The sequence below is a fragment of the Burkholderia sp. MR1-5-21 genome, from assembly GCF_053427715.1.
Genome location: NZ_JBSAXD010000006.1, coordinates 87433 through 105940, shown reverse-complemented (window position 1 = coordinate 105940; position 18508 = coordinate 87433). Strand labels below are relative to the sequence as shown.

The following is an 18508-nucleotide window of genomic DNA, read 5'->3' as shown; positions in this document are numbered from 1 at the left end:
AAAGTATTTGCGGCAAGGACAGGCCGTCGCACGTGCGCGCCCCGCGCTTGCCGGGCGTCCGCGCAAGGCCGGCGCCGTTGCGCGACGCGCGCGTCAGATCGCGCAGCGTGCGATCGCGAAACGCATCGCTTCTTCGGCCGGCTCGTTGCCCGAGCCGCGCACGACCCGGATGACCGAGCCGGCGCCCGACGGCGTCAGCGTGACGAAGTACGAGCGGGAGCCGACGTTGACGTCGATTGCGCCGTCGTGTTGCGACTGGTGCGTGTCGGACAGCCGGCTGCCGAGGCAATTGGCGATCGCGTAGGTCGGACGCTGCGACGATACGTAGATCATCGCGTTCGAGCCGGACGCGGCCGTGTTGTCGAGCGACGGTGCGGAACCGCAGGCTGCGAGCACGGCAGCGGGGAGGAGAAGCAGGAATCGTTTCATGATCGGGTCGTCGTGTCTCTCGTGTCGAGGCTGGAACGCGGGGGCAGGCGAAACGCGAAGCTTCGCGACGAAACCGCCCGGAATCGCGCCGCTGGCCGCGGCGAATGTGAAAAGCGGCTGACCGCGAAGTATACCCGCAGCGTTTGACACGCATCGCGCGTTGAAACGAATCGATACAACAAGCGCCCGTTGCCGGCGGGGCGGCAGCGGGCGTTTCAAGTTCACCGCGGCGGAGCGCTTGTTGGCGGACTTATTGGTCGACTTGTTTATTGGCGAATTATTGGCCGATCTTGTTGCTGACCGTGTTTTCCTGCTGGTTCAGCACGCGCTGTTCCGGCTTGGTGAGATGGCTGTGGTCCTGTGCAGCCATGTCCCGCTCTTCCTGGCGGATCTTTCGGTCGTCGCGATGCAGGCGCGCGGCCTCGGCATGCGACATCTCGCCTTCCTTCACTTCGTGATGGATGCGGCGGTTCTGGTTCGCGAGGCGCTGGTTCACCTCTTCGCGGCGCGGATGCGCTTTCTGCCACGGCGTGTCGGCGAAGGCCGTGCCGGTCAGGACCGACATCAGGGTGGCGGCGATGGCGAGATGGCGGGTGAGGGCTCGCATGGTGTTTTCTCCTGTCGTTGCGCGGAGGAATTTCCGGCGCTTGCCCCAAGAACGGGTAGCGAATCGCGTTTGTTGACGGTCGGTTTGTATCGATTGTGAGGGTTTATTACGTGCGATGCGGCGCTGCCGGTGCCGTCACGCATCACCGCATGCGGGCAGCACGGCGCGCGCCGCGGCCCGAGCGCGACGGCTTCGTGATCCGGACGAGCGGAATGATCGCGATGACGGTGATCGCCGACGCGTAGACGCTCTCGCCGACGTGCGTGCGCCGCGCGGCGGCGAGGGCCACGCGTCAGGTGAGGCGATAGTACTTGCCGGGCTTCACTTCGTCCGGCAGCGGCTCGCCGTTCAGTTCGAGCAGCGTGCGCTCGATCTGCCGCGTCATCGCGTCGAGCGCGAGATGGTTCGGGCCGGTGCCGAATGGTTCGGCGATCGCATGCGCGATCGCGTCGAGCGCAATCAGCGTGTAGGCGACGAACACCGTGACGAACGGCGTCGCGGCGCCGATCGAGTCGACGACGCCGAACGGCAGCAGCATGCAGTACGCGTAGATCGTGCGGTGCAGCAGCACGTCGTACGAGAACGGGATCGGCGTCGACGCGATGCGCTCGCAGCCGCTGACCATCGCGACGAGATCGTCGAGCCGCGCATCGAGCATCCACAGGCGCGTGTCCGCGAGGCGACCGGCATCCGCGCGCGCGGCGAACGCGATGCGCAGCGCGTGCAAGATCGCGATCGGCCGGAACTGCAGCGGCGCCACGTGCGCATAGGTCGGCGCATCGAGCAGCGGCCGCAGGTCGGCGTCGGGATCGGTGCCGCGCAGCTGATGCTTGAGCGCATACACGAACGCGATCACCGTGCGCACGAACGCGCGGCGCTCGCCGTCGGTGTCGAATACGCGGTACGCGAACGCCTGCGACGTCAGCGTGCGCGTCGCGGTCAGCACGCCGCCCCACAGCGTGCGCCCTTCGCGATAGCGGTCGTAGCTCGCGTTGTTGCGAAACGCGGCGAAGATCGCGAGCGTGAGGCCGATCAGCGTGAACGGCGTCGGGTTCAGCGGTACCTTCTCGCCCATCACGCGCCCGCCGGTCCACAGCGCGACGATGCTGATCGCGAGCGTCAGCGTGAGCTGCGGCAGGATCGCCTGCAGCACCGAGCCGTTCCAGACGAACAGCATCCGCAGCCAGTGCTCGCGGGGGCGGACGATCATCGAGACTCTCCTTCAGGCGGCCTGCGACGCTGGCGCGGCGGCGCGGTGCAGCAGCACCGGCACCGACTTCGACGTCGGCGTGTTGCAGACGTCGCCGACGCTGTCGAGCGGCACGAGCGGGTTCGTCTCCGGATAATACGCGCCGATGCAGCCGCGCGGAATGTCGTATTCGACGAGCAGGAAGCCGTTCGCGCGCCGCTCGATGCCGTCATGCCACACCGTTTCCATGTCGACCCAGTCGCCGGCCTTCAGGCCGAGCATCGCGAGGTCGCCGGCGTTCACGAACACGACGCGGCGCTGGCCGAACACGCCGCGATAGCGGTCGTCGAGCCCGTACACCGTCGTGTTGTACTGGTCGTGCGAGCGGGTGGTCATCAGCGTCATCAGGCGCTCGCCGTGCAGCGCGCGGGCGCGCTGGATCGGCGTGTCGGACGGCAGCGCGTGCGCGATGAAGTTCGCCTTGCCCGTCGGCGTCAGCCACTCGCGGTCGCGCGACGCGACGCGCAGGTGGAAGCCGCCCGGCTTCGCGATGCGCGCGTTGTAGTCGTAGAAGCCGTCGAAGGTCGCTTCGATCCCGTCGCGGACCTTCGCGTAGTCGTCCTTGTAGGCGAGCCAGTCGATCTTGCCGCTGCCGAACAGCGCGTGGCCGATGTGCGCGACGATCGCCGTCTCCGACATCAGGTTCGGCGACGCCGGCTTGTTCATCCCGTATGACACGTGCACCATGCTCATCGAATCCTCGACCGTCACGCCTTGCGGCACGTTGTCCTGCAGGTCGATCTCGGTGCGGCCGAGCGTCGGCAGGATAAGCGCGTCGCGGCCGTGGATCAGGTGGCTGCGGTTCAGCTTCGTCGTGATCTGCACGGTCAGGTCGCAGCGGCGCAGGCCTTCCCACGTGCGCGGCGTGTCGGGCGTCGCCATCGCGAAGTTGCCGCCGAGGCCGATGAACACGCGCAGATGGCCTTCGAGCATCGCCTCGATCGTCTCGACGACGTCGTAGCCGTGCCGGCGCGGCGGCTCGAAATCGAACACCTTGCCGAGCCGGTCGAGGAATGCCTGCGTCGGCTTCTCCTCGATGCCGACCGTGCGGTTGCCCTGCACGTTCGAATGGCCGCGCACCGGGCACAGGCCCGCGCCGGGGCGGCCGATGTTGCCGCGCATCAGCATCAGGTTCGTCAGCATCTGCACGGTCGCGACCGAATGCTTGTGCTGCGTGAGGCCCATGCCCCACGTCGAGATCACGCGTTCGCTGCGCGCGTACAGTTGCGCGAGGCCGTCGATCTGTTCGTACGGCACGCCGCTTTCGGCCGTCAGCGCGGACCAGCTTTCGTTGCGCAGGTCGTCCGCGAACGCGTCGAAGCCGGCCGTGTGCTCGGCGATGAACGCGGTGTCGAGCACGCGCGGCGCGCCGTTCCTGCACGCTTCATCGTCGAGTTCGAGCACGCGCTTCGCGATGCCCTTGATCAGCGCGAAATCGCCGCCGATCGTCGGCTGGATGAACGTCGACGCGATGTGGGTGCCCGACATCGTCAGCATCTCGAGCGGGCTTTGCGGATCCGCGAAGCGCTCCAGCCCGCGCTCCTTCAGCGGATTGATCGACACGATCGTCGCGCCGCGCTTCGCGCATTCGCGCAGCTCGCCCATCATCCGCGGATGGTTCGTCGCCGGGTTCTGGCCGAAGATGAACAGCGTGTCCGCGTGCTCGAAGTCGTCGAGCGTGACCGTGCCCTTGCCGACGCCGACCGACGGCGGCAGCCCGCGGCTCGTCGCCTCGTGGCACATGTTCGAGCAATCGGGGAAGTTGTTCGTGCCGTACACGCGCACCAGCAGCTGGTACAGGAACGCCGCCTCGTTGCTCGCGCGGCCGGACGTGTAGAACGCGGCCTGGTTCGGATCGGGCAGCGCGCGCAGGTGGCGCGCGATCAGCTCGAACGCGTCGTCCCACGCAACCGGCACGTAACGGTCGGTGCGCGCGTCGTAGATCATCGGGTCGGTGAGGCGGCCGTGCTGTTCGAGCGCGTAGTCGGTCTGTTCGAGCAACTCGGTGACGGTGTGCGCGGCGAAGAATTCGGGCGTCACGCGCTTGCTGGTCGCTTCGGCCGCGACGGCCTTCACGCCGTTCTCGCAGAACTCGAACGTCGATGCGTGCTGGCGGTCCGGCCACGCGCAGCCGGGGCAGTCGAAGCCGTCGGGCTGGTTCTGGCGGAGCAGCGTCCGGTAGTTGCCGCCGGCGACCTTTTCCTTGATCAGGTTGATCGTGACGGCTTTCAGCGCACCCCAGCCGGCGGCCGGGTGAGTGTAAGGCTCGATGCGCGCGGTGGAGGATTTCTTTTTCATGATGCAGATGTCAGGGTCGATGCGTGGAGGGTACGCGGGCCCGGGCGCCGCCTGTGTGTACACCTGTTCACTTCGAAAAAGAGTACAGTTTCGCCAATCTGTCGCAGTGCGCAACGCCACTGTGCTGGAATCGTGTTTTTGAAGGGGTTTTGAAAGGTGAGAGGGTGAAGCGCTACGAGAAACTGGCCGACGATCTGCAGTCGCAGATCGATCGCGGAATGTACCGGCCGGGCGAGCGGATTCCGTCGGTGCGGCAGGCGAGCCGGCTGCATCGGCTCAGCATCACGACCGTGCTGCGCGCGTACCTGGTGCTCGAAAGCCGTGGCGCGATCGAAAGTCGGCCGCAGTCCGGGTATTTCGTGCGCGCGCGCATGGAGCCGGCGGGCGTGCCCGAACTGCATCAGTCGGCGCCGGTCGCGACGTCGTCGACCGTCGACGTGAGCCGGCTCGTGCTGTCGACGCTGCGCACGATCGCGCGCGACGACGCGGTGCCGCTCGGGTCGCCGTATCCGGACGCGACGCAGTTTCCGGTGCAGCGGCTCGCGCGGCATGCGCAGTCGATCGCGCGGCGGCGCTCGCGCTGGGGCGTGATCGACGACCTGCCGCCCGGGAACCAGGAGCTGATCCGGCAGATCACGCGGCGCTATCTGGAAAGCGGCATCGCGGTCGAACCGGACGAGATCGTCGTGACGATCGGCGCGACGGAGGCGATCAACCTTTGCCTGCAGGCCGTCGCGCGACCCGGGGATACGATCGCCGTCGAGTCGCCGACGTTCTACGCGATGCTGCACGCGATCGAGCGGATGGGGATGCGCGCGCTCGAGGTCGCGACCCATCCGGCCGACGGCATCGATCTTGCGGCACTCGAGCGGATTCTCGAGCGCGAGCGGATCGCCGCGTGCATGGTGATGCCGAATTTCCAGAACCCGCTCGGCTTCCAGATGCCCGATGCCCGCAAGCGCGCGCTCGTCGAATTGCTCGCGAAGCACGGCGTGCCGGCGATCGAGAGCGACGTCTATCACGAGCTGTATTACGGCGATGCGCGGCCGAGCGCGCTGAAGTCGTTCGACCGCAACGGGCTCGTGCTGCACTGCGCGTCGTTTTCGAAGAGCCTGTCGCCCGGCTACCGGATCGGCTGGGCGATGCCGGGGCAATACCGCGATCAGGTCGAGAAGCTGAAATTCCTGAATACGCTCGCGACGCCTGTGACCGAGCAGCTCGCGATCGCGGAGTACCTGAAGCACGACGGCTACGACCTGCACCTGAGGCGGATCCGCAAGCACTATGCGCAGCAGGCGAACCTGATGAGCGCGATGGTGAGGCGCTTCTTTCCGGAAGGCACGCGGCTGTCGCAGCCGCAAGGCGGCTACGTGCTGTGGGTCGAGCTGCCGCCGCAGGTCGACGCGATGCGCCTGTACCAGCTGGCGCTCGCGCAGCGGATCACCATCGGGCCTGGACACATGTTTTCGGCCACGACGGATTACCGGCATTTCATCCGGCTGAACTACAGCTATCCGTGGTCGGCGCAGATCGAGGCGGCGTTGAAGACGCTGGGGCGGCTGGCCGCGGAGTGTGCGCGGGGGTGACGGGCACCGTGGCCGTCATCTGCCGCATGAAAGCGACATGCGCGGCGACGGTTGGGTTCCGGGACTCCCGAACATTCTCACCATTAGGCAGGGATCCTCTGTTTCTGCCTCCGCAAGCGCCGCGCGTGTCGCCGCTGCATTCGCGTTCCGGCGCCGGCTCGCCGCACGATGCACGAAAAACGTTCCGACGATACGATGTCTGCATGAGCGATTCAAACGACAAACCGCCGTCAGGCGTGCGCCTTCTGAAAGGCATTCTTCCGATCAACCGGGTCGCGGGCATCCGCGACGTGTTCGCGGGCATCTCGCTCGCGTCGATGGACATCCCGCAAGTCCTCGGCTATGCGCGCATCGCCGGCATGCCGGCCGTGACGGGCCTGTATACGGTGTTCCTGCCGCTCGTCGCATTCGCGTTGTTCGGCGCGTCGCGGCATCTCGTGGTGGCCGCCGATTCCGCCACCGCGACCATTTTCGCGAGCCGCGTGTCGTCGATGGCGCCGATCGGCAGCGCCGAATACGTGACGCTGGCCGGCATGGTCGCGCTGCTGACCGCCGTGATGCTGCTGCTCGCGCGGATCTTCAAGCTCGGCTTTCTCGCCGATTTCCTGTCGCGGACCGTGCTGGTCGGCTTCCTCGCGGGCGTCGGTGTGCAGGTGTCGATCGCGATGCTCGGCGACATGCTCGGCATGACGGTGCCGATTCCGTCATCGCGCAGCGTCGCGCAGTTCGCGTATGTCGTCGAACACATCGCCCGCGCACACCTGCCGACGCTGGCGCTGGCGGCGCTGGTGGTCGTCGCGATTCTCGGCTGCAAGCGCTTCCTGCCGCGCGTGCCGATGCCGATGATCGCCGTCGCGGGCAGTATCGCGGCAAGCTACGCGTTCGGTTTCGCCGCGCACGGCATCGCGGTGCTTGGGCCGGTCGCGGGCGGCCTGCCGCCGCTGCGCTTTCCGGCCGTGACCTGGCAGCAATGGCTCGATCTCGTGCCGGTCGCCGCGTCGTGCTTCGTGATGATCATCGCGCAGAGCGCGGCCGCGGCGCGCGTGTTCGCGCAGCAGTACCGTGAAGACGTCGACACCAACGCCGACATCCTCGGGCTTGCGGCGGCGAACACGGTGGCCGCATTCAGCGGCGCGTTCGTCGTGAACGGCAGCCCGACCCAGACGGCGATGGCCGATGGCGCCGGCGCGCGCAGCCAGATCGCGCAACTCGCGTTCGCGGCCGTCGTGGTGGTCGTGCTGCTGTTCCTGAGCCCGACGCTGCAGTATCTGCCGCATTGCGTGCTGGCGGGCATCGTGTTCACGATCGCGCTCGGCCTGATCAACGTGCGCAGCCTGATGGCGATCCGTGGCGAGAGTCCTGGCGAATTCACGCTGGCGCTGGTGACGGCCGCGGCCGTCGTGATCGCCGGCGTCGAGCACGGCATCCTGCTCGCCATCGCGTTGTCGCTGCTGCGGCACGTGCGGCACAGCTACCGTCCGCACACGATGGTGCTGGAACCCGCGACCGACACCGGGCGGTGGCAGCCGATACCCGCGCGGCCCGGCGCGATGACGGCGCCGGGGCTGATCGTCTACCGGTTCGGCTCGGACCTGTTTTTCGCGAACGACCATCAGTTCGCCGAGGAAGTGGTCGCACTGATCGACGCGGCGCCCGACACGCCGCGCTGGTTCGTCGTCGACGCGGGCGCGATCACCGATGTCGACTACTCGGCCGCGCGCACGGTCAGCGATCTGATCAAGACGCTGCGCGAGCGCGACATCGTCGTGCTGTTCGGCCGCGTGAACCGCTATCTGCGTTCGGACATGGACCGGCACGGGATCACGCCGATCGTCGGCGCGTCGAACATCTTCACGACGCTGCATGAAGCGCTCGCGGCCGCAGGCGTGAATCCGGAAATGCACGAGGCGGGCACGCTGTAGCGCGGGAGCAGGGCAGGCCGTCCATGCGCGGGTGCGTGCGATGCGCGTGACGATCGCCGTTCGGATCGGACAGCCCCGCCGGTACCGGCGGGGCCTTATCCGCATCGCACGTGTCTGGCCGATGTGACGCCCGGTCACGCCGTCTGCCGATATCGGGCGAAGCCGTTCCTCAGGTGATGCGCGAATTCTGCCGCAGCCGGCGAGCTCTGGCCGCGCGGCACATGCAGGTTGATCGCGAAGGCGGGGAGTTCGGGCAGGCCGCTGCCGGCCGGCAGGATGTCGAGATCGGCGGGCACGGTGGACGCGAGCGACACGGTCACGGCGAGATCGGAGCGCACCGTCGCGGCCGTCGCATCGAGGCTGCCGTTTTCGAACACGGTGCGCCACGCGAGGTCGCGCTCGCGCAGCGCATCGAGCACGACCGGGCGGAACGCGCACGTTTCCGCGACCATCGACACCGGCAGCGGCACCTTGCGATGTGCGGTACCGCCTTTCGCGCCGACCCAGACCAGCCGATCGACGGCAACGCATTCACCGCGCGATGGCCCGAGCGGCTCCTCGACCAGCGCGACATCGATGTCCCCTTTCCGGAGCGCGCGCAGCAAGTCCGGCGACGCCGCGCACACGAGCGACAGCGCGACCTGCGGCTGGGCCTGCGCATAGCCTTTCAGGATCGGACCGAGGCAGCTGCCGACGAGATCCTGCGGCGCGCCGACGCGAACCGTGCCTTCCATCGCGCCTGCCGTCATGTCCGTCCACAGCGTGTCGTGAAGCGCGAGCAGGCGGCGCGCCTGCGCCAGCATCCGCTCGCCGGCCGAAGTGAGCTGCAGGTTGCGATGTTCGCGCAGGAACAGCGGCCCGGACAGCGCTTCGAGTCGCGCGACCTGTTGGCTGACCGCGCCTTGCGTCAGGTGCAGCGCATGCCCCGCGGCAGTCATGCTGCCGTGATCGGCGACCGTGACGAACGCACGGAGCAGGGCGATGTCGAGATTGCGTGTCATTCACGCATTATGAATGCTAATGGATGGAATAAAAAACTTTCGCTGTCTTAATGCGTGACGCGCGGGTAAAAACGAAGCTTCCTCGACGACTGCCGGGAGGCAACGTGCCGTTTCGCGACTACCTGCCGTTGATGCTGTTCGTGATCGTCTCCACCATCACGCCGGGCGGCGCGACCACGTTGGCGACCGCGTCGGGCGCGCATTTCGGGTTCCGGCGATCGCTGCCGTACATGACCGGCATCGCGGCCGGGCTGGCATCGATGGCCGCGACGGCCGCAGCCGGGCTGGGCAGCGTGCTTGCCGCGTTGCCGACGCTCCAGTTCGCGATGAAGGCGGTCGGCTCGCTCTATCTGTTGTGGCTGGCAGTGCGGATCGGGCGCAGTGGCCCGCCCCATCTCGACGCACATCTGCGCAAGCCGCAGGGGTTCGTCGGCGGTGTCTGGATGCTGTGGCACAACCCGAAGGGATGGGCGATGACGCTCGGGGCTGCGGCGTCGTTTGCGGCGCTCGCGCCCGGGCCGCTGCGGCTCGGTACCTTGCTCGGCATGGCGTTCGGCGCGGCCGCGATGGTGTCGCTGTCGCTGTGGTGTGTGGCCGGTCTTCTGTTCGCGCGGCTGTTGCGGACCGATGCGCAATGGCGATGGCTGAATGCCGGGCTGGGCCTGCTGCTCGTCTTGTCGATCGCGCCGATGTGGTTGCCATAGCCACGCGATCGCTACCGATGCGCCCCTCGCTCCGATCGGCACGCGACGCAATCAGCCGAAGAATTCCACTGCGCCCGTGCCGAGGTTGTACATCGCGCCGACGATCCGGATCTTTCCGCCGGCCTCGAGTTCAGCGAGCACGGGGCTGTCCCGGCGGATGCCGGCGATCGTCATCTCGACGTTCTTGCGCGCGACGGCGTCGACGAACGCATAGTTCGTCGCCGATCGCTCGCCGTCGTAGGACGTCGCCTGCACGGCAGGCTTGATCCTGGCGAGCAGCCCGGTGAGATGGCCGAGCTGCGCGTCGGCAATCGCGCCCTTGATCGCGCCGCACGCCGTATGGCCCATCACGAGGACGACTTTCGCGCCGGACAGCTTGCACGCGAATTCCATGCTGCCGAGGATGTCGTTGTTCTCGACGTTGCCGGCCACCCGGCAGTTGAAGATGTCGCCGATGCCGAGATCCATGATCACTTCCGCGGGCGCACGCGAGTCGATGCAGCTCAGCAGCACCGCCGCCGGGTACTGGCCGGACGCGCTTGCCCGCTGCTCGCGCAGGTAATTGCGGGCCTTCCGCTCGCCTTTCTGGAAGCGCGCGTTGCCCTGTTTCATGACCTCGATGATCTGGTCCGGCGTCATGCGGTCGCGCTGCGCCTTGGTCAGCGCATCGGCCCGGGCCGGTGTCACGAGGAGGGGGCCCGACGCGAAGCCGGCCAGCGTCGCGGTGCCGGCCAGCCTGAGGAAGCGCCGGCGACTCGCCCCTCCGTATTGCCGCGGATACTCGAATGTGTCGCACATGACATTGTTCCTCTTGTTCGACAGTCGGCGAGCGGGGCATCGGTTCACGATGTCCGTGGCGAAAGTGGATTCACTATAGGCCATCGCCGGCGCGGTTCAAGGCAGTCGCAATGATTCAGTTGCGCAGCGGATTGCCGGGGATTCGATGCGTTGGCGTCGGTGTCCTGGCACGACGTGAACGCCGCAATCCTTCATATCGTTCCGGCGCCGGGCGATCAGGCGTCGCAGCGGTCGGGTGCGCGGTCGGGTGCGGACCGCGCGGGGCCGCCGCTCAGGTCCGCACCGCGATCACGCATCGAGCGTATCGAGCAGTGCGACGATGTCCTGCGTCGAACCCGTCTCGCCGAGACGCGGAAAGATCCGCGCGATGCTGTTCGCGTGTGCGTCCGCATTCAGGTCGGTCATCGCGTCGACCGCGAGCGTCACGTTGTAGCCGAGTTCGTGCGCCTGGCGCGCGGTGGACTCGACGCCGATGCTCGTCGCGATGCCCGCGAGCACGACCTGCGTGACGCCGGCGGCCTTCAGGTGCGCGTCGAGACCGGTGCCCGTGAATGCGCCCCACGTGCGTTTCGTCACGACATGGTCGTGCGGCTGCCGGTTCAGTTCGGGCACGAGATCGGTCCAGTCATCGGGCAACGGGACATTGAGGCCCCCGTGTTCCGTCCTGCCCGGCGCGCCACCGGCGACGTTGACGAGCACGACCGGCAGGCCGCGCCGGCGGAATGCGTCGGCCAGCACGGTCGCTTGCCGGACCACGTCGGCGGCCGGATGGGCGATGGGGAGGGCGGTGATGCCTTTCTGCAGATCGATGACGATCAATGCGGTGGTCGGATCGAGACGTGTTGCGCTCATGGTGGCTCCCTTCGGGCAGACGGTTGGCGGCCGGGAGGCGCGCGGCATCGCGCGCCTCCCGGATGGTGGAGGTTTTACGAATCGCCGAGCCGCTGGATCAGCGGTATCGCGGCGATCAGCGTTCGGGTTTCGTCCGGATCGAGTTTCGCGAGGGCGGAAACGAGCCATGCGCGCTTCGCGACGTTGCGCTTGCGTCTTTCTTCGATGCCCGCTTGGGTCAGCAGGAACAGGATCTGCCGACCATCGGTCGGGTGCGGCCGGCGCTCGACGAGGCCTTCATCCTCCAGGCTCGCGAGGATCGTCTTCATCGATTGCGGTTTCATCGATTCCGCACGCGCGAGGTCGGCGGTCGTCATCGGTCCGTTCTGCTCCAGCCGCGCCAATGCGCTGATCTGCGACAGGTTGAGCCCGCTTGAATCGACTTCCGACCGGATGCGGCGGACCAGTTGCCCGACAGCGAGCGTCAGGTCGTCGACCACGGTTTCGGCGGAGGGATCGGATCGACGTGAGGAGGTCATCGGGCGGATCATAGAAGAAGAAAGTTTAACTTGCAAGTTAAACTGTTTAATTAATCGAGCGCACAGCGGTGACGGCCCCGGCTCCGGGGCATGCGAACGACAGCGGGGGACGGCTTGAACCGGCGTGTTTGGGGGCGGCGCGTTTTGCGCAGCCGGTCCCTGTCCTGCGTGACGCACGACGCGGTGCGTCGACGGCGCGTGTGACGCTAGTCGCGGCCGCTCGCGACGATCGGCGTGACCTTGTCGTTGCGCGGCGTCGCGTCTTCATGCAGCAGGTCGCCGATGTATTGCGCGAGCTCGTCCGCGGCGAGCGCAGCCGGGATAGGGAGATCGGCCAGGCGCCGCTTGCCTTCGCCGCCAATGTCGAACACCACCCAGCGATCGCGGTCGCGCACGACCGCAAGCAGGCGTCCGAAAGCGTTGAAACGGTATTCGTCTGTCATCGAAGCGGCTCCTCTCCTGAAGGTTGAACGAATCGCGCATGCGTCTGCCGTTACTTCAACGAGCAGGTCATCCAGCGGTGGATCGTGAGTGCATCGCTCGTCACGCCGGCGAGCCGGCGCGCGTTTCGCGCGGCGAGCGTGCTGCGCGGATGCGATCTTGTGCTTGTCGGCGCGATGCCGTGCGTGAGGGCGGCGATGCTTCACGGCCTTGCGGTGAACCGGCAGTTTCTTGACGGCCGTCGAATACGCGAGCGATGCGGTGCTGCGAAAAATTATAAGCGCGAACATCGACGCGATGACGCAGCGTGCGCGCGTGCCGGCGCGTTCAACGCGGCCAATTCTTGCGCGACACGACGGCGAAGCTGATCGCGACCGCGCCTCGCGTTGGATGACATGACGTGTCGGAAGCGACGTCGCCGAAGCGCGGTCGGCGGCTGCGCGCGTGACGGGGATCAGGGGTGGAGGCGGTGGCCGTGCCGTGCTCGTCGTCGGCCTGATCCGCAGCGGCGGCGGGTTCGACGATTGCGCAGGGCGGTGGTCTCATCGGGTGACGTGCAGGCATGACGGCGATCTTCGGGAAGGATATGACCGTATTGAACCTCTCGACGATCGATCGGTAAAATGAATGTTTTGATCGATATGATTCCTGCACGGAATGGAACTGAAACTGCTGAGGACGTTTCTGACGGTCACCGAGTTGCGTCACTTCAGCCGTGCCGCCGAGATGCTGCACATGAGCCAGCCGGCGCTGAGCAAGCAGATCGGTGCACTGGAGGCCAGCCTCGGCGGCAAGCTGTTCGAGCGCGGGCGGCATGGCGCGGAACTGACGCCATTCGGCGAACGGTTCCTGCCCGATGCGCAGGTGCTCGTACGCGATGCCGACGAAATCGTGCGGCGTGCGAGAGAGGCGAGCGGCGGTCAGCGCGGGCATCTGCGCATCGGCATCTGCCTGTCGGTGCTGACGATCGTGCCGCGGCTCATCGCGGCGTTTCGCTGCCAGTATCCCGACGTTGCCGTCACGTTGAGCGACCTGTCGTCGTCGGAGCAGACGCGCCGGCTGCTGGCCGGCAAGCTGGAGGTCGGCTTCCTGCGACTGCCGGCCGATGAAGGGCTGTCGTCGTTCAGGATGGTCGACGAGGGGTTGGCGCTGGCGTTGCCGCCGCACCTCGGCTATACGCGCGTTCCGGCGGATCTCGCGGCGCTCAACGAAATCGGCTTCATCGCGCTGCAGCGCGCGCGGGGCCCCGGGCTCGCCGCGCAGATCGACCGGTGGTGCGTCGCGCGCGGCTTCGTGCCGAACGTGACGCAGCAGGCGGAAGACGTCCAGTCGGTACTCACGTCGGTTGCAGCGGGCGTCGGCGTCGCGTTCGTCCCGTCGCGCGCGCAGTATCTGTTGCGTGATGCGACGGTGCTGCCGCTTCCCGGCAAGGACGCGAAGTGGCGCGTGGGGCTTGCATGGCCGTCCGCGCGCAAGGATCCCGTTACCGCGCGCTTCGTGTCGTACGTGCGGTCTGCGATGAAGGACGCCTGAAGGAAGACGCGGACATTCGATCGTCGCAACGCATTCGCCGCGCCGGGATCATGCCGCCGTCCACGGCAGCAAGCTGGCGGCGATCGTCTCGAACGAAGGCCTGCTCTCGACGGTCTCGCTCACGCATGCGGCCGCGAGGGCTTCGAGTTCACCCGCGTCGCGCAGCGTGCCCGGCTCGCACCGCTCGATCAGCTCGTCGAGCAGATGGCCGAATGCCCGCACCTCCAGCCGTTGCAATGCCGATCCGAGCGTGTGATCGCGCGTGTCATAGAACGACGCAGCGCCGAAATCGCCCAGTAGCGCGCGCCCGGCGCCGCCATGCAGGATGTTGTGTGCGTACAGATCGCCATGCATGATCCCTCGCTCATGCAGGTGACAGGCGGCCGACGCGATGCCGTATGCAATACGCAATGCCGACGCCGGATCGAATCGCACGTCGTCGGCATAGACATCGCGTGTGCAGGAATCCAGGCTGGGCGGTGCGGCGAGATTCGCGAACGCCGGATCGATCAGCGCCATGACGAGGCCGTGCGTGTCCATCGGATGGTGCTTCACTTTGCCGATCACCGGGATCAGATTCGGATGCTGCCCTGCGTGAATGCAGGCGGCCATTTCGCAGTCAGGCAATCCGTCGCTCGTCACGGCGCCCTTGAACAGCTTGACCGCAACGGGCTGCGGCGCAAGACCGGCATCCGCCACCCGCGTTGCGCGATAGATGATGCCCGACGCGCCTTCGCCCAGCTTCTGGTCGAGCGTCAGCGACGCCCAGTGAATATCGGCGATCGCCGTATCGGCCGATGCCGCCGCTTCCGGTGCCGCGCCGAGCGGATTGCCCGCGTACGCGAGCCACGCAAGGCGCGGCAAGCGCAACAGCCAGTCGGGCAACGCGGTCAATCGATTGGCCGACAGACGCACGAGCTCGAGCCGGGTGCATGCGGCCATTTCGTCAGGCAATGCGCGCAACCGGTTGCCCGCGAGCATCAGCTTCTGCAACTGCGTGCAACGGCCGATTTCGGCCGGCAGCGATTCGATCTCGTTGTCGGTCAGGATCAGCCAGCGCAGCGCACGCGGCAGCGATTTCCCCGAAACCTTGCGGATGCGGTTCGCCTTGAAGCCGACCATGCTCAACTGCGGACACTCGCCCAGAACGTCGGGCAGTTCGGTGAACGGGTTGTTGGATGCAAAGAGGATGCGCAACCGGCTCAGGCGCGGCAGATCGTCGGGCAGTGTCGACAGTGCATTGCCGGACAGGTCGAGCGTTTCCAGCGTGTCGGCAAGATCGAAAATCTCGCGCGGGAATTCGGTCAGCCCGCAAGCGAGCTTGAGGTGCCGGACGCCGGAGCGTTGTCCGGCGCGAAGTTGTTCGAGCGTGGTAGTCACAGTGGAAAGCGGGGTTCGGTTACCGGTGAGGGGCGGGCGGCCGTGCCGATTCTACCGGGATCGCCTTGCGTCCACCAACGGGCCGATTCGGGCTGCTCGTCACGGTCGCGGCGGGATCAGGCGCCAGGTGACGACGACGACCAGCAGAAACGCCACGTAGGTGGCGGCAAACACCCAGCCGGGGAAATCGTAGTACATCCAGACGCTCACCCAATGCTGAATGAAGCCCTGCGGGCCGCTCCTGCCGGTGCGCAGCATGTCCTCGAGAACCGTGAGCGGGCAGGGCAGGTCGAGGGCAGCGAGCATCGCGACGATGCCGATCGCGCCGAGATGCGTGATCCGGAATGCGCGATTGCGCACCCAGTTGCGCTTGAATCCGGCGCCCACCCAGATCGCGAGCAGCCCGCCGACGATGAAGATGACGAGCATCGCGTGCAGGACCAGAATCGTATTCGCGAGCCAGATCATGGTGTCGTTGCGGGGTACGACGAAAGCGCTGCGGCATCGGCAGGCGCGTTCCGGGCATTTCGCGTCATCCGACCGGCAGGCGTATGCTTGGTTGTCGACACGTCACCGATTGCTCCGTCCGTATCCGCGCAGGCGGGAACGGGATACAGCGTAGCGGAAAAGTATGAAGCGGATTGCGAATTCGCCGGCGGACGCCCGATGCGCCGCCATGACAACAGACCCGACGGATCGCCTGGACGCGCTGCGATGAAACCCGCCGGGATCATGCTGCGTGTCGCCGTCGCATGTCTGGTTGGTCTGGTCGCGTTCGCAGGAGTCGCCATGGTGCAGGATCGCCTCATCTACTTCCCGGAGAAAATCACGGTTCGCGAGATCGTCTCCGGCGAGCTGCAAGCGTGGCCGTCGACGGAGGCCTTTCGGGGCCTCGTGGCCGAGCCGGCCGGCGCCGCGCGCGGGACGGCGATCGTGTTCCATGGCAATGCCGGGCATGCCGGATACCGTTCGTACTATGCGACGGCGCTTACGCGAATCGGGCTGCGCGTGATCCTCGCGGAATATCCGGGTTACGGGCCACGCGACGGCGCGCCAAGCGAAGCGAGCCTGGTCGCCGACGCGCAGCAGACGATCGCGATTGCGCGTCGCCGCTACGGCATGCCGTTGGTGCTCGTCGGCGAATCGCTCGGCGCTGGCGTGGCGGCGGAGGCGGGCGCGCGCGAGCGCGAGAACGTGACCGGCTTGCTGCTGATCACGCCGTGGGACACGCTCGGGCACGTCGCCGCGCATCACTATCCGTGGCTGCCCGTGACGTGGTTGCTGCGGGACCGGTACGACAGCGTTGCCCATCTTGCGTCGTTCGGCCGTCCTGTCGTGGTGGCGGTCGCGGAGCGCGACAGCATCGTCCCTGCGCGCTTCGGAGAGGGGCTCTACGACGCGCTCGCCGATCCGAAACGGCTGACGGTCGTGAAGTCGGCCGAGCATAACGACTGGATCGGCCTGGTCGACGATGCGTGGTGGCAAGACGCGATCGGCTTTCTGCTCGCACCGCTTCATTGAAACTGCTCCAGTGAGCGATGAAATCCCGTTCCGTTCCGCCCGAAGGGCGACGCTTCTACATCCTCGATGCAAAGGACACACCTGTCGAAGTGTTCGATGAAAGTGCGTGGTCGCGCTGGATGTCGGAGAACGATCTCGTGTTTCGTCGCACGGTGCTGGACGAATCCGGCGTCACGATCACGACGCGCTTTCGCGGCGTATCCGATGCGAAGACAGGGGATGCTCGCCTGTTCGTCACGCGCATCGCCGGTCTGCAAGTGCAGGATAACCAGGCCTTCGCCGCGAGTACGCTCGACGAAGCAATGGATCAGCACGAACACTTGCTGCAGGACATTCTCCGGAAACTGACGGGGCGATGACCGTCGCCGATCACGCTGCGTGCGTCCGGTTCTATTTGCTTTGGAGATATTGCGTATTCTCGATATCGCGTTGCGCGATACCCGATGCGACCGCCAAACTTGCGCAAAATCAATTCCACCAGGAGACGAACATGCGTACGCAAGTCGGCATCATCGGCGCAGGGCCCGCGGGCCTGCTGCTTTCCCATCTGCTGCATCTGCGCGGGATCGATTCGGTCGTGCTCGAGACCCGCAGCCGCGAACAGATCGAATCCACGATCCGCGCGGGCGTGCTCGAACAGGGCACGATGGACCTGCTGACGGAGGCCGGCGTCGGCGACCGGATGAAAGCGGAAGGCGCCCTGCATCACGGGTTCGAGCTGGCGTTCGAGGGCAAGCGCCGCCGCATCGACCTCAACGGGCTGACCGGCAAGGCGATCACCGTCTACGCGCAGCACGAAGTGCTGAAGGATCTCGTCGCCGCGCGCGTCGCCGCCAACGGCGCACTGTACTTCAACGTGTCGGGTACCACGATTGCCGACATCGACACCGATACGCCGTCGATCCGTTTCATGCACGAAGGCGAGCAGCACACGCTGCACTGCGACTTCGTGATCGGCTGCGACGGCTCGCAGGGCGTGTCGCGCGCGGCGATTCCGGCCGCGCTGCGCCAGGATTACGAACGGGTCTTTCCGTTCGGCTGGTTCGGCATTCTGGTCGATGCGCCGCCTTCGTCGGACGAATTGATCTATGCGCGCCACGAACGCGGTTTCGCGCTCGTCAGCACGCGTTCGCCGAACGTGCAGCGCATGTACTTCCAGTGTGATCCGAAGGACTCGGTCGACAACTGGTCCGATGACCGCATCTGGGCGGAAATGCATGCGCGTGTCGATTCGGCGGACGGTCAGCAGGTGGTCGAAGGAAAGATCTTCCAGAAGAATATCGTCGGGATGCGCAGCTTCGTGTCGACGACGATGCAGCACGGCCGCCTGTTCCTGGCGGGCGACGCCGCGCATATCGTGCCGCCGACCGGTGCGAAGGGGCTGAACCTGGCGGTGTCGGACGTGCGCATCCTGACGGCGGCGCTCCAGGCGTTCTATCAGGAAAATCGCAACGATCTGCTCGACGCGTACAGCGAAACCGCGCTGCGGCGGATCTGGCGCGCGGAGCACTTCTCGTACTGGATGACGCGGATGATGCATCGCCTCGACGACGCGTCGCCGTTCGAGCAGCGCCTGCAGGTCGCGGAGCTGGAGCACGTGACGACGTCGCGGCCGGCGGCGACGGCGATGGCGGAAAACTACGTTGGGGCGGTGGCGGTCTAATTAGCG

At 66.6% G+C, this 18508-nt stretch carries 20 protein-coding genes; 8 read left to right on the top strand and 12 right to left on the bottom strand.

Features of this window, described 5'->3' with window-relative positions; all coding sequences use genetic code 11:
* Nucleotides 1–93: 93 nt before the first annotated feature.
* The 5 genes from ACV229_RS10720 to ACV229_RS10700 form a co-directional block, all read right to left on the bottom strand.
* On the bottom strand, nt 94–429 hold the full coding sequence (locus tag ACV229_RS10720) for a sugar ABC transporter ATPase (RefSeq protein WP_448083103.1): 336 nt from the start codon (nt 427–429) through the stop codon (nt 94–96).
* A gap of 277 nt (nt 430–706) precedes the next feature.
* Complete coding sequence (locus ACV229_RS10715; RefSeq protein WP_448083102.1) at nt 707–1036, bottom strand: hypothetical protein; 330 nt, start codon at nt 1034–1036, stop codon at nt 707–709.
* A gap of 142 nt (nt 1037–1178) precedes the next feature.
* Nucleotides 1179–1325, bottom strand: a complete 147-nt coding sequence (locus ACV229_RS10710; RefSeq protein ID WP_448083101.1) for a hypothetical protein — start codon at nt 1323–1325, stop codon at nt 1179–1181.
* A 3-nt stretch (nt 1326–1328) separates the two neighbouring features.
* The gene (locus ACV229_RS10705) at nt 1329–2246 is read right to left on the bottom strand and encodes a bestrophin family protein (RefSeq protein ID WP_448083100.1); all 918 of its coding nucleotides are present in this window, start codon (nt 2244–2246) and stop codon (nt 1329–1331) included.
* Between the two features lie 12 nt (nt 2247–2258).
* Entirely contained in the window at nt 2259–4583 is a 2325-nt protein-coding gene (locus tag ACV229_RS10700) for an FdhF/YdeP family oxidoreductase (protein ID WP_448083099.1), read from the bottom strand.
* A 164-nt stretch (nt 4584–4747) separates the two neighbouring features.
* Between ACV229_RS10700 and ACV229_RS10695 the strand changes: the two genes are divergently transcribed.
* A complete protein-coding gene (locus tag ACV229_RS10695) occupies nt 4748–6169 on the top strand; it encodes an aminotransferase-like domain-containing protein (RefSeq protein ID WP_448083098.1) in 1422 nt (473 codons plus the stop codon).
* A 203-nt stretch (nt 6170–6372) separates the two neighbouring features.
* Nucleotides 6373–8091, top strand: a complete 1719-nt coding sequence (locus tag ACV229_RS10690; RefSeq protein ID WP_448083097.1) for a SulP family inorganic anion transporter — start codon at nt 6373–6375, stop codon at nt 8089–8091.
* Between the two features lie 134 nt (nt 8092–8225).
* Here the strand turns inward: ACV229_RS10690 and ACV229_RS10685 are convergent, their stop codons facing one another.
* Nucleotides 8226–9092, bottom strand: coding sequence for a LysR family transcriptional regulator (locus ACV229_RS10685; protein ID WP_448083096.1), 867 nt, complete (start codon nt 9090–9092; stop codon nt 8226–8228).
* A gap of 50 nt (nt 9093–9142) precedes the next feature.
* Here ACV229_RS10685 and ACV229_RS10680 point away from each other — a divergent pair, with 50 nt between their 5' ends.
* On the top strand, nt 9143–9796 hold the full coding sequence (locus tag ACV229_RS10680; RefSeq protein WP_448083095.1) for a LysE family translocator: 654 nt from the start codon (nt 9143–9145) through the stop codon (nt 9794–9796).
* Between the two features lie 51 nt (nt 9797–9847).
* Here ACV229_RS10680 and ACV229_RS10675 read toward each other — a convergent pair whose 3' ends face one another.
* The 4 genes from ACV229_RS10675 to ACV229_RS10660 form a co-directional block, all read right to left on the bottom strand.
* Complete coding sequence (locus ACV229_RS10675) at nt 9848–10594, bottom strand: carbonic anhydrase family protein (protein ID WP_448083094.1); 747 nt, start codon at nt 10592–10594, stop codon at nt 9848–9850.
* A 288-nt stretch (nt 10595–10882) separates the two neighbouring features.
* Complete coding sequence (locus ACV229_RS10670; protein WP_448083093.1) at nt 10883–11446, bottom strand: isochorismatase family protein; 564 nt, start codon at nt 11444–11446, stop codon at nt 10883–10885.
* Nucleotides 11447–11520: 74 nt separating this feature from the next.
* Nucleotides 11521–11976, bottom strand: coding sequence for a MarR family winged helix-turn-helix transcriptional regulator (locus tag ACV229_RS10665; RefSeq protein WP_448083273.1), 456 nt, complete (start codon nt 11974–11976; stop codon nt 11521–11523).
* Nucleotides 11977–12170: 194 nt separating this feature from the next.
* Nucleotides 12171–12407 (bottom strand): DUF7661 family protein, encoded by a 237-nt coding sequence (locus tag ACV229_RS10660; RefSeq protein WP_448083092.1) that lies wholly within the window; start codon nt 12405–12407, stop codon nt 12171–12173.
* A gap of 229 nt (nt 12408–12636) precedes the next feature.
* On the opposite strand from ACV229_RS10660, the gene ACV229_RS10655 reads away from it, so the two are divergent.
* Nucleotides 12637–12804, top strand: a complete 168-nt coding sequence (locus ACV229_RS10655; protein WP_448083091.1) for a hypothetical protein — start codon at nt 12637–12639, stop codon at nt 12802–12804.
* Between the two features lie 258 nt (nt 12805–13062).
* Nucleotides 13063–13938 carry a LysR family transcriptional regulator gene (locus ACV229_RS10650; protein ID WP_448083090.1) on the top strand — a complete coding sequence of 292 codons (876 nt, stop codon included), beginning with the start codon at nt 13063–13065 and terminating at the stop codon, nt 13936–13938.
* A 48-nt stretch (nt 13939–13986) separates the two neighbouring features.
* Here the strand turns inward: ACV229_RS10650 and ACV229_RS10645 are convergent, their stop codons facing one another.
* Nucleotides 13987–15318 carry a leucine-rich repeat-containing protein kinase family protein gene (locus ACV229_RS10645; protein ID WP_448083089.1) on the bottom strand — a complete coding sequence of 444 codons (1332 nt, stop codon included), beginning with the start codon at nt 15316–15318 and terminating at the stop codon, nt 13987–13989.
* A 99-nt stretch (nt 15319–15417) separates the two neighbouring features.
* The gene (locus ACV229_RS10640) at nt 15418–15786 is read right to left on the bottom strand and encodes a DUF2784 domain-containing protein (RefSeq protein ID WP_448083088.1); all 369 of its coding nucleotides are present in this window, start codon (nt 15784–15786) and stop codon (nt 15418–15420) included.
* A 246-nt stretch (nt 15787–16032) separates the two neighbouring features.
* On the opposite strand from ACV229_RS10640, the gene ACV229_RS10635 reads away from it, so the two are divergent.
* The 3 genes from ACV229_RS10635 (at nt 16033) to ACV229_RS10625 (ending at nt 18502) form a co-directional block, all read left to right on the top strand.
* Nucleotides 16033–16839, top strand: coding sequence for an alpha/beta hydrolase (locus ACV229_RS10635; protein ID WP_448083087.1), 807 nt, complete (start codon nt 16033–16035; stop codon nt 16837–16839).
* Between the two features lie 17 nt (nt 16840–16856).
* On the top strand, nt 16857–17198 hold the full coding sequence (locus tag ACV229_RS10630; protein ID WP_448083086.1) for a hypothetical protein: 342 nt from the start codon (nt 16857–16859) through the stop codon (nt 17196–17198).
* Between the two features lie 131 nt (nt 17199–17329).
* Nucleotides 17330–18502 (top strand): 4-hydroxybenzoate 3-monooxygenase, encoded by a 1173-nt coding sequence (locus ACV229_RS10625; protein ID WP_448083085.1) that lies wholly within the window; start codon nt 17330–17332, stop codon nt 18500–18502.
* Nucleotides 18503–18508 lie beyond the last annotated feature (6 nt).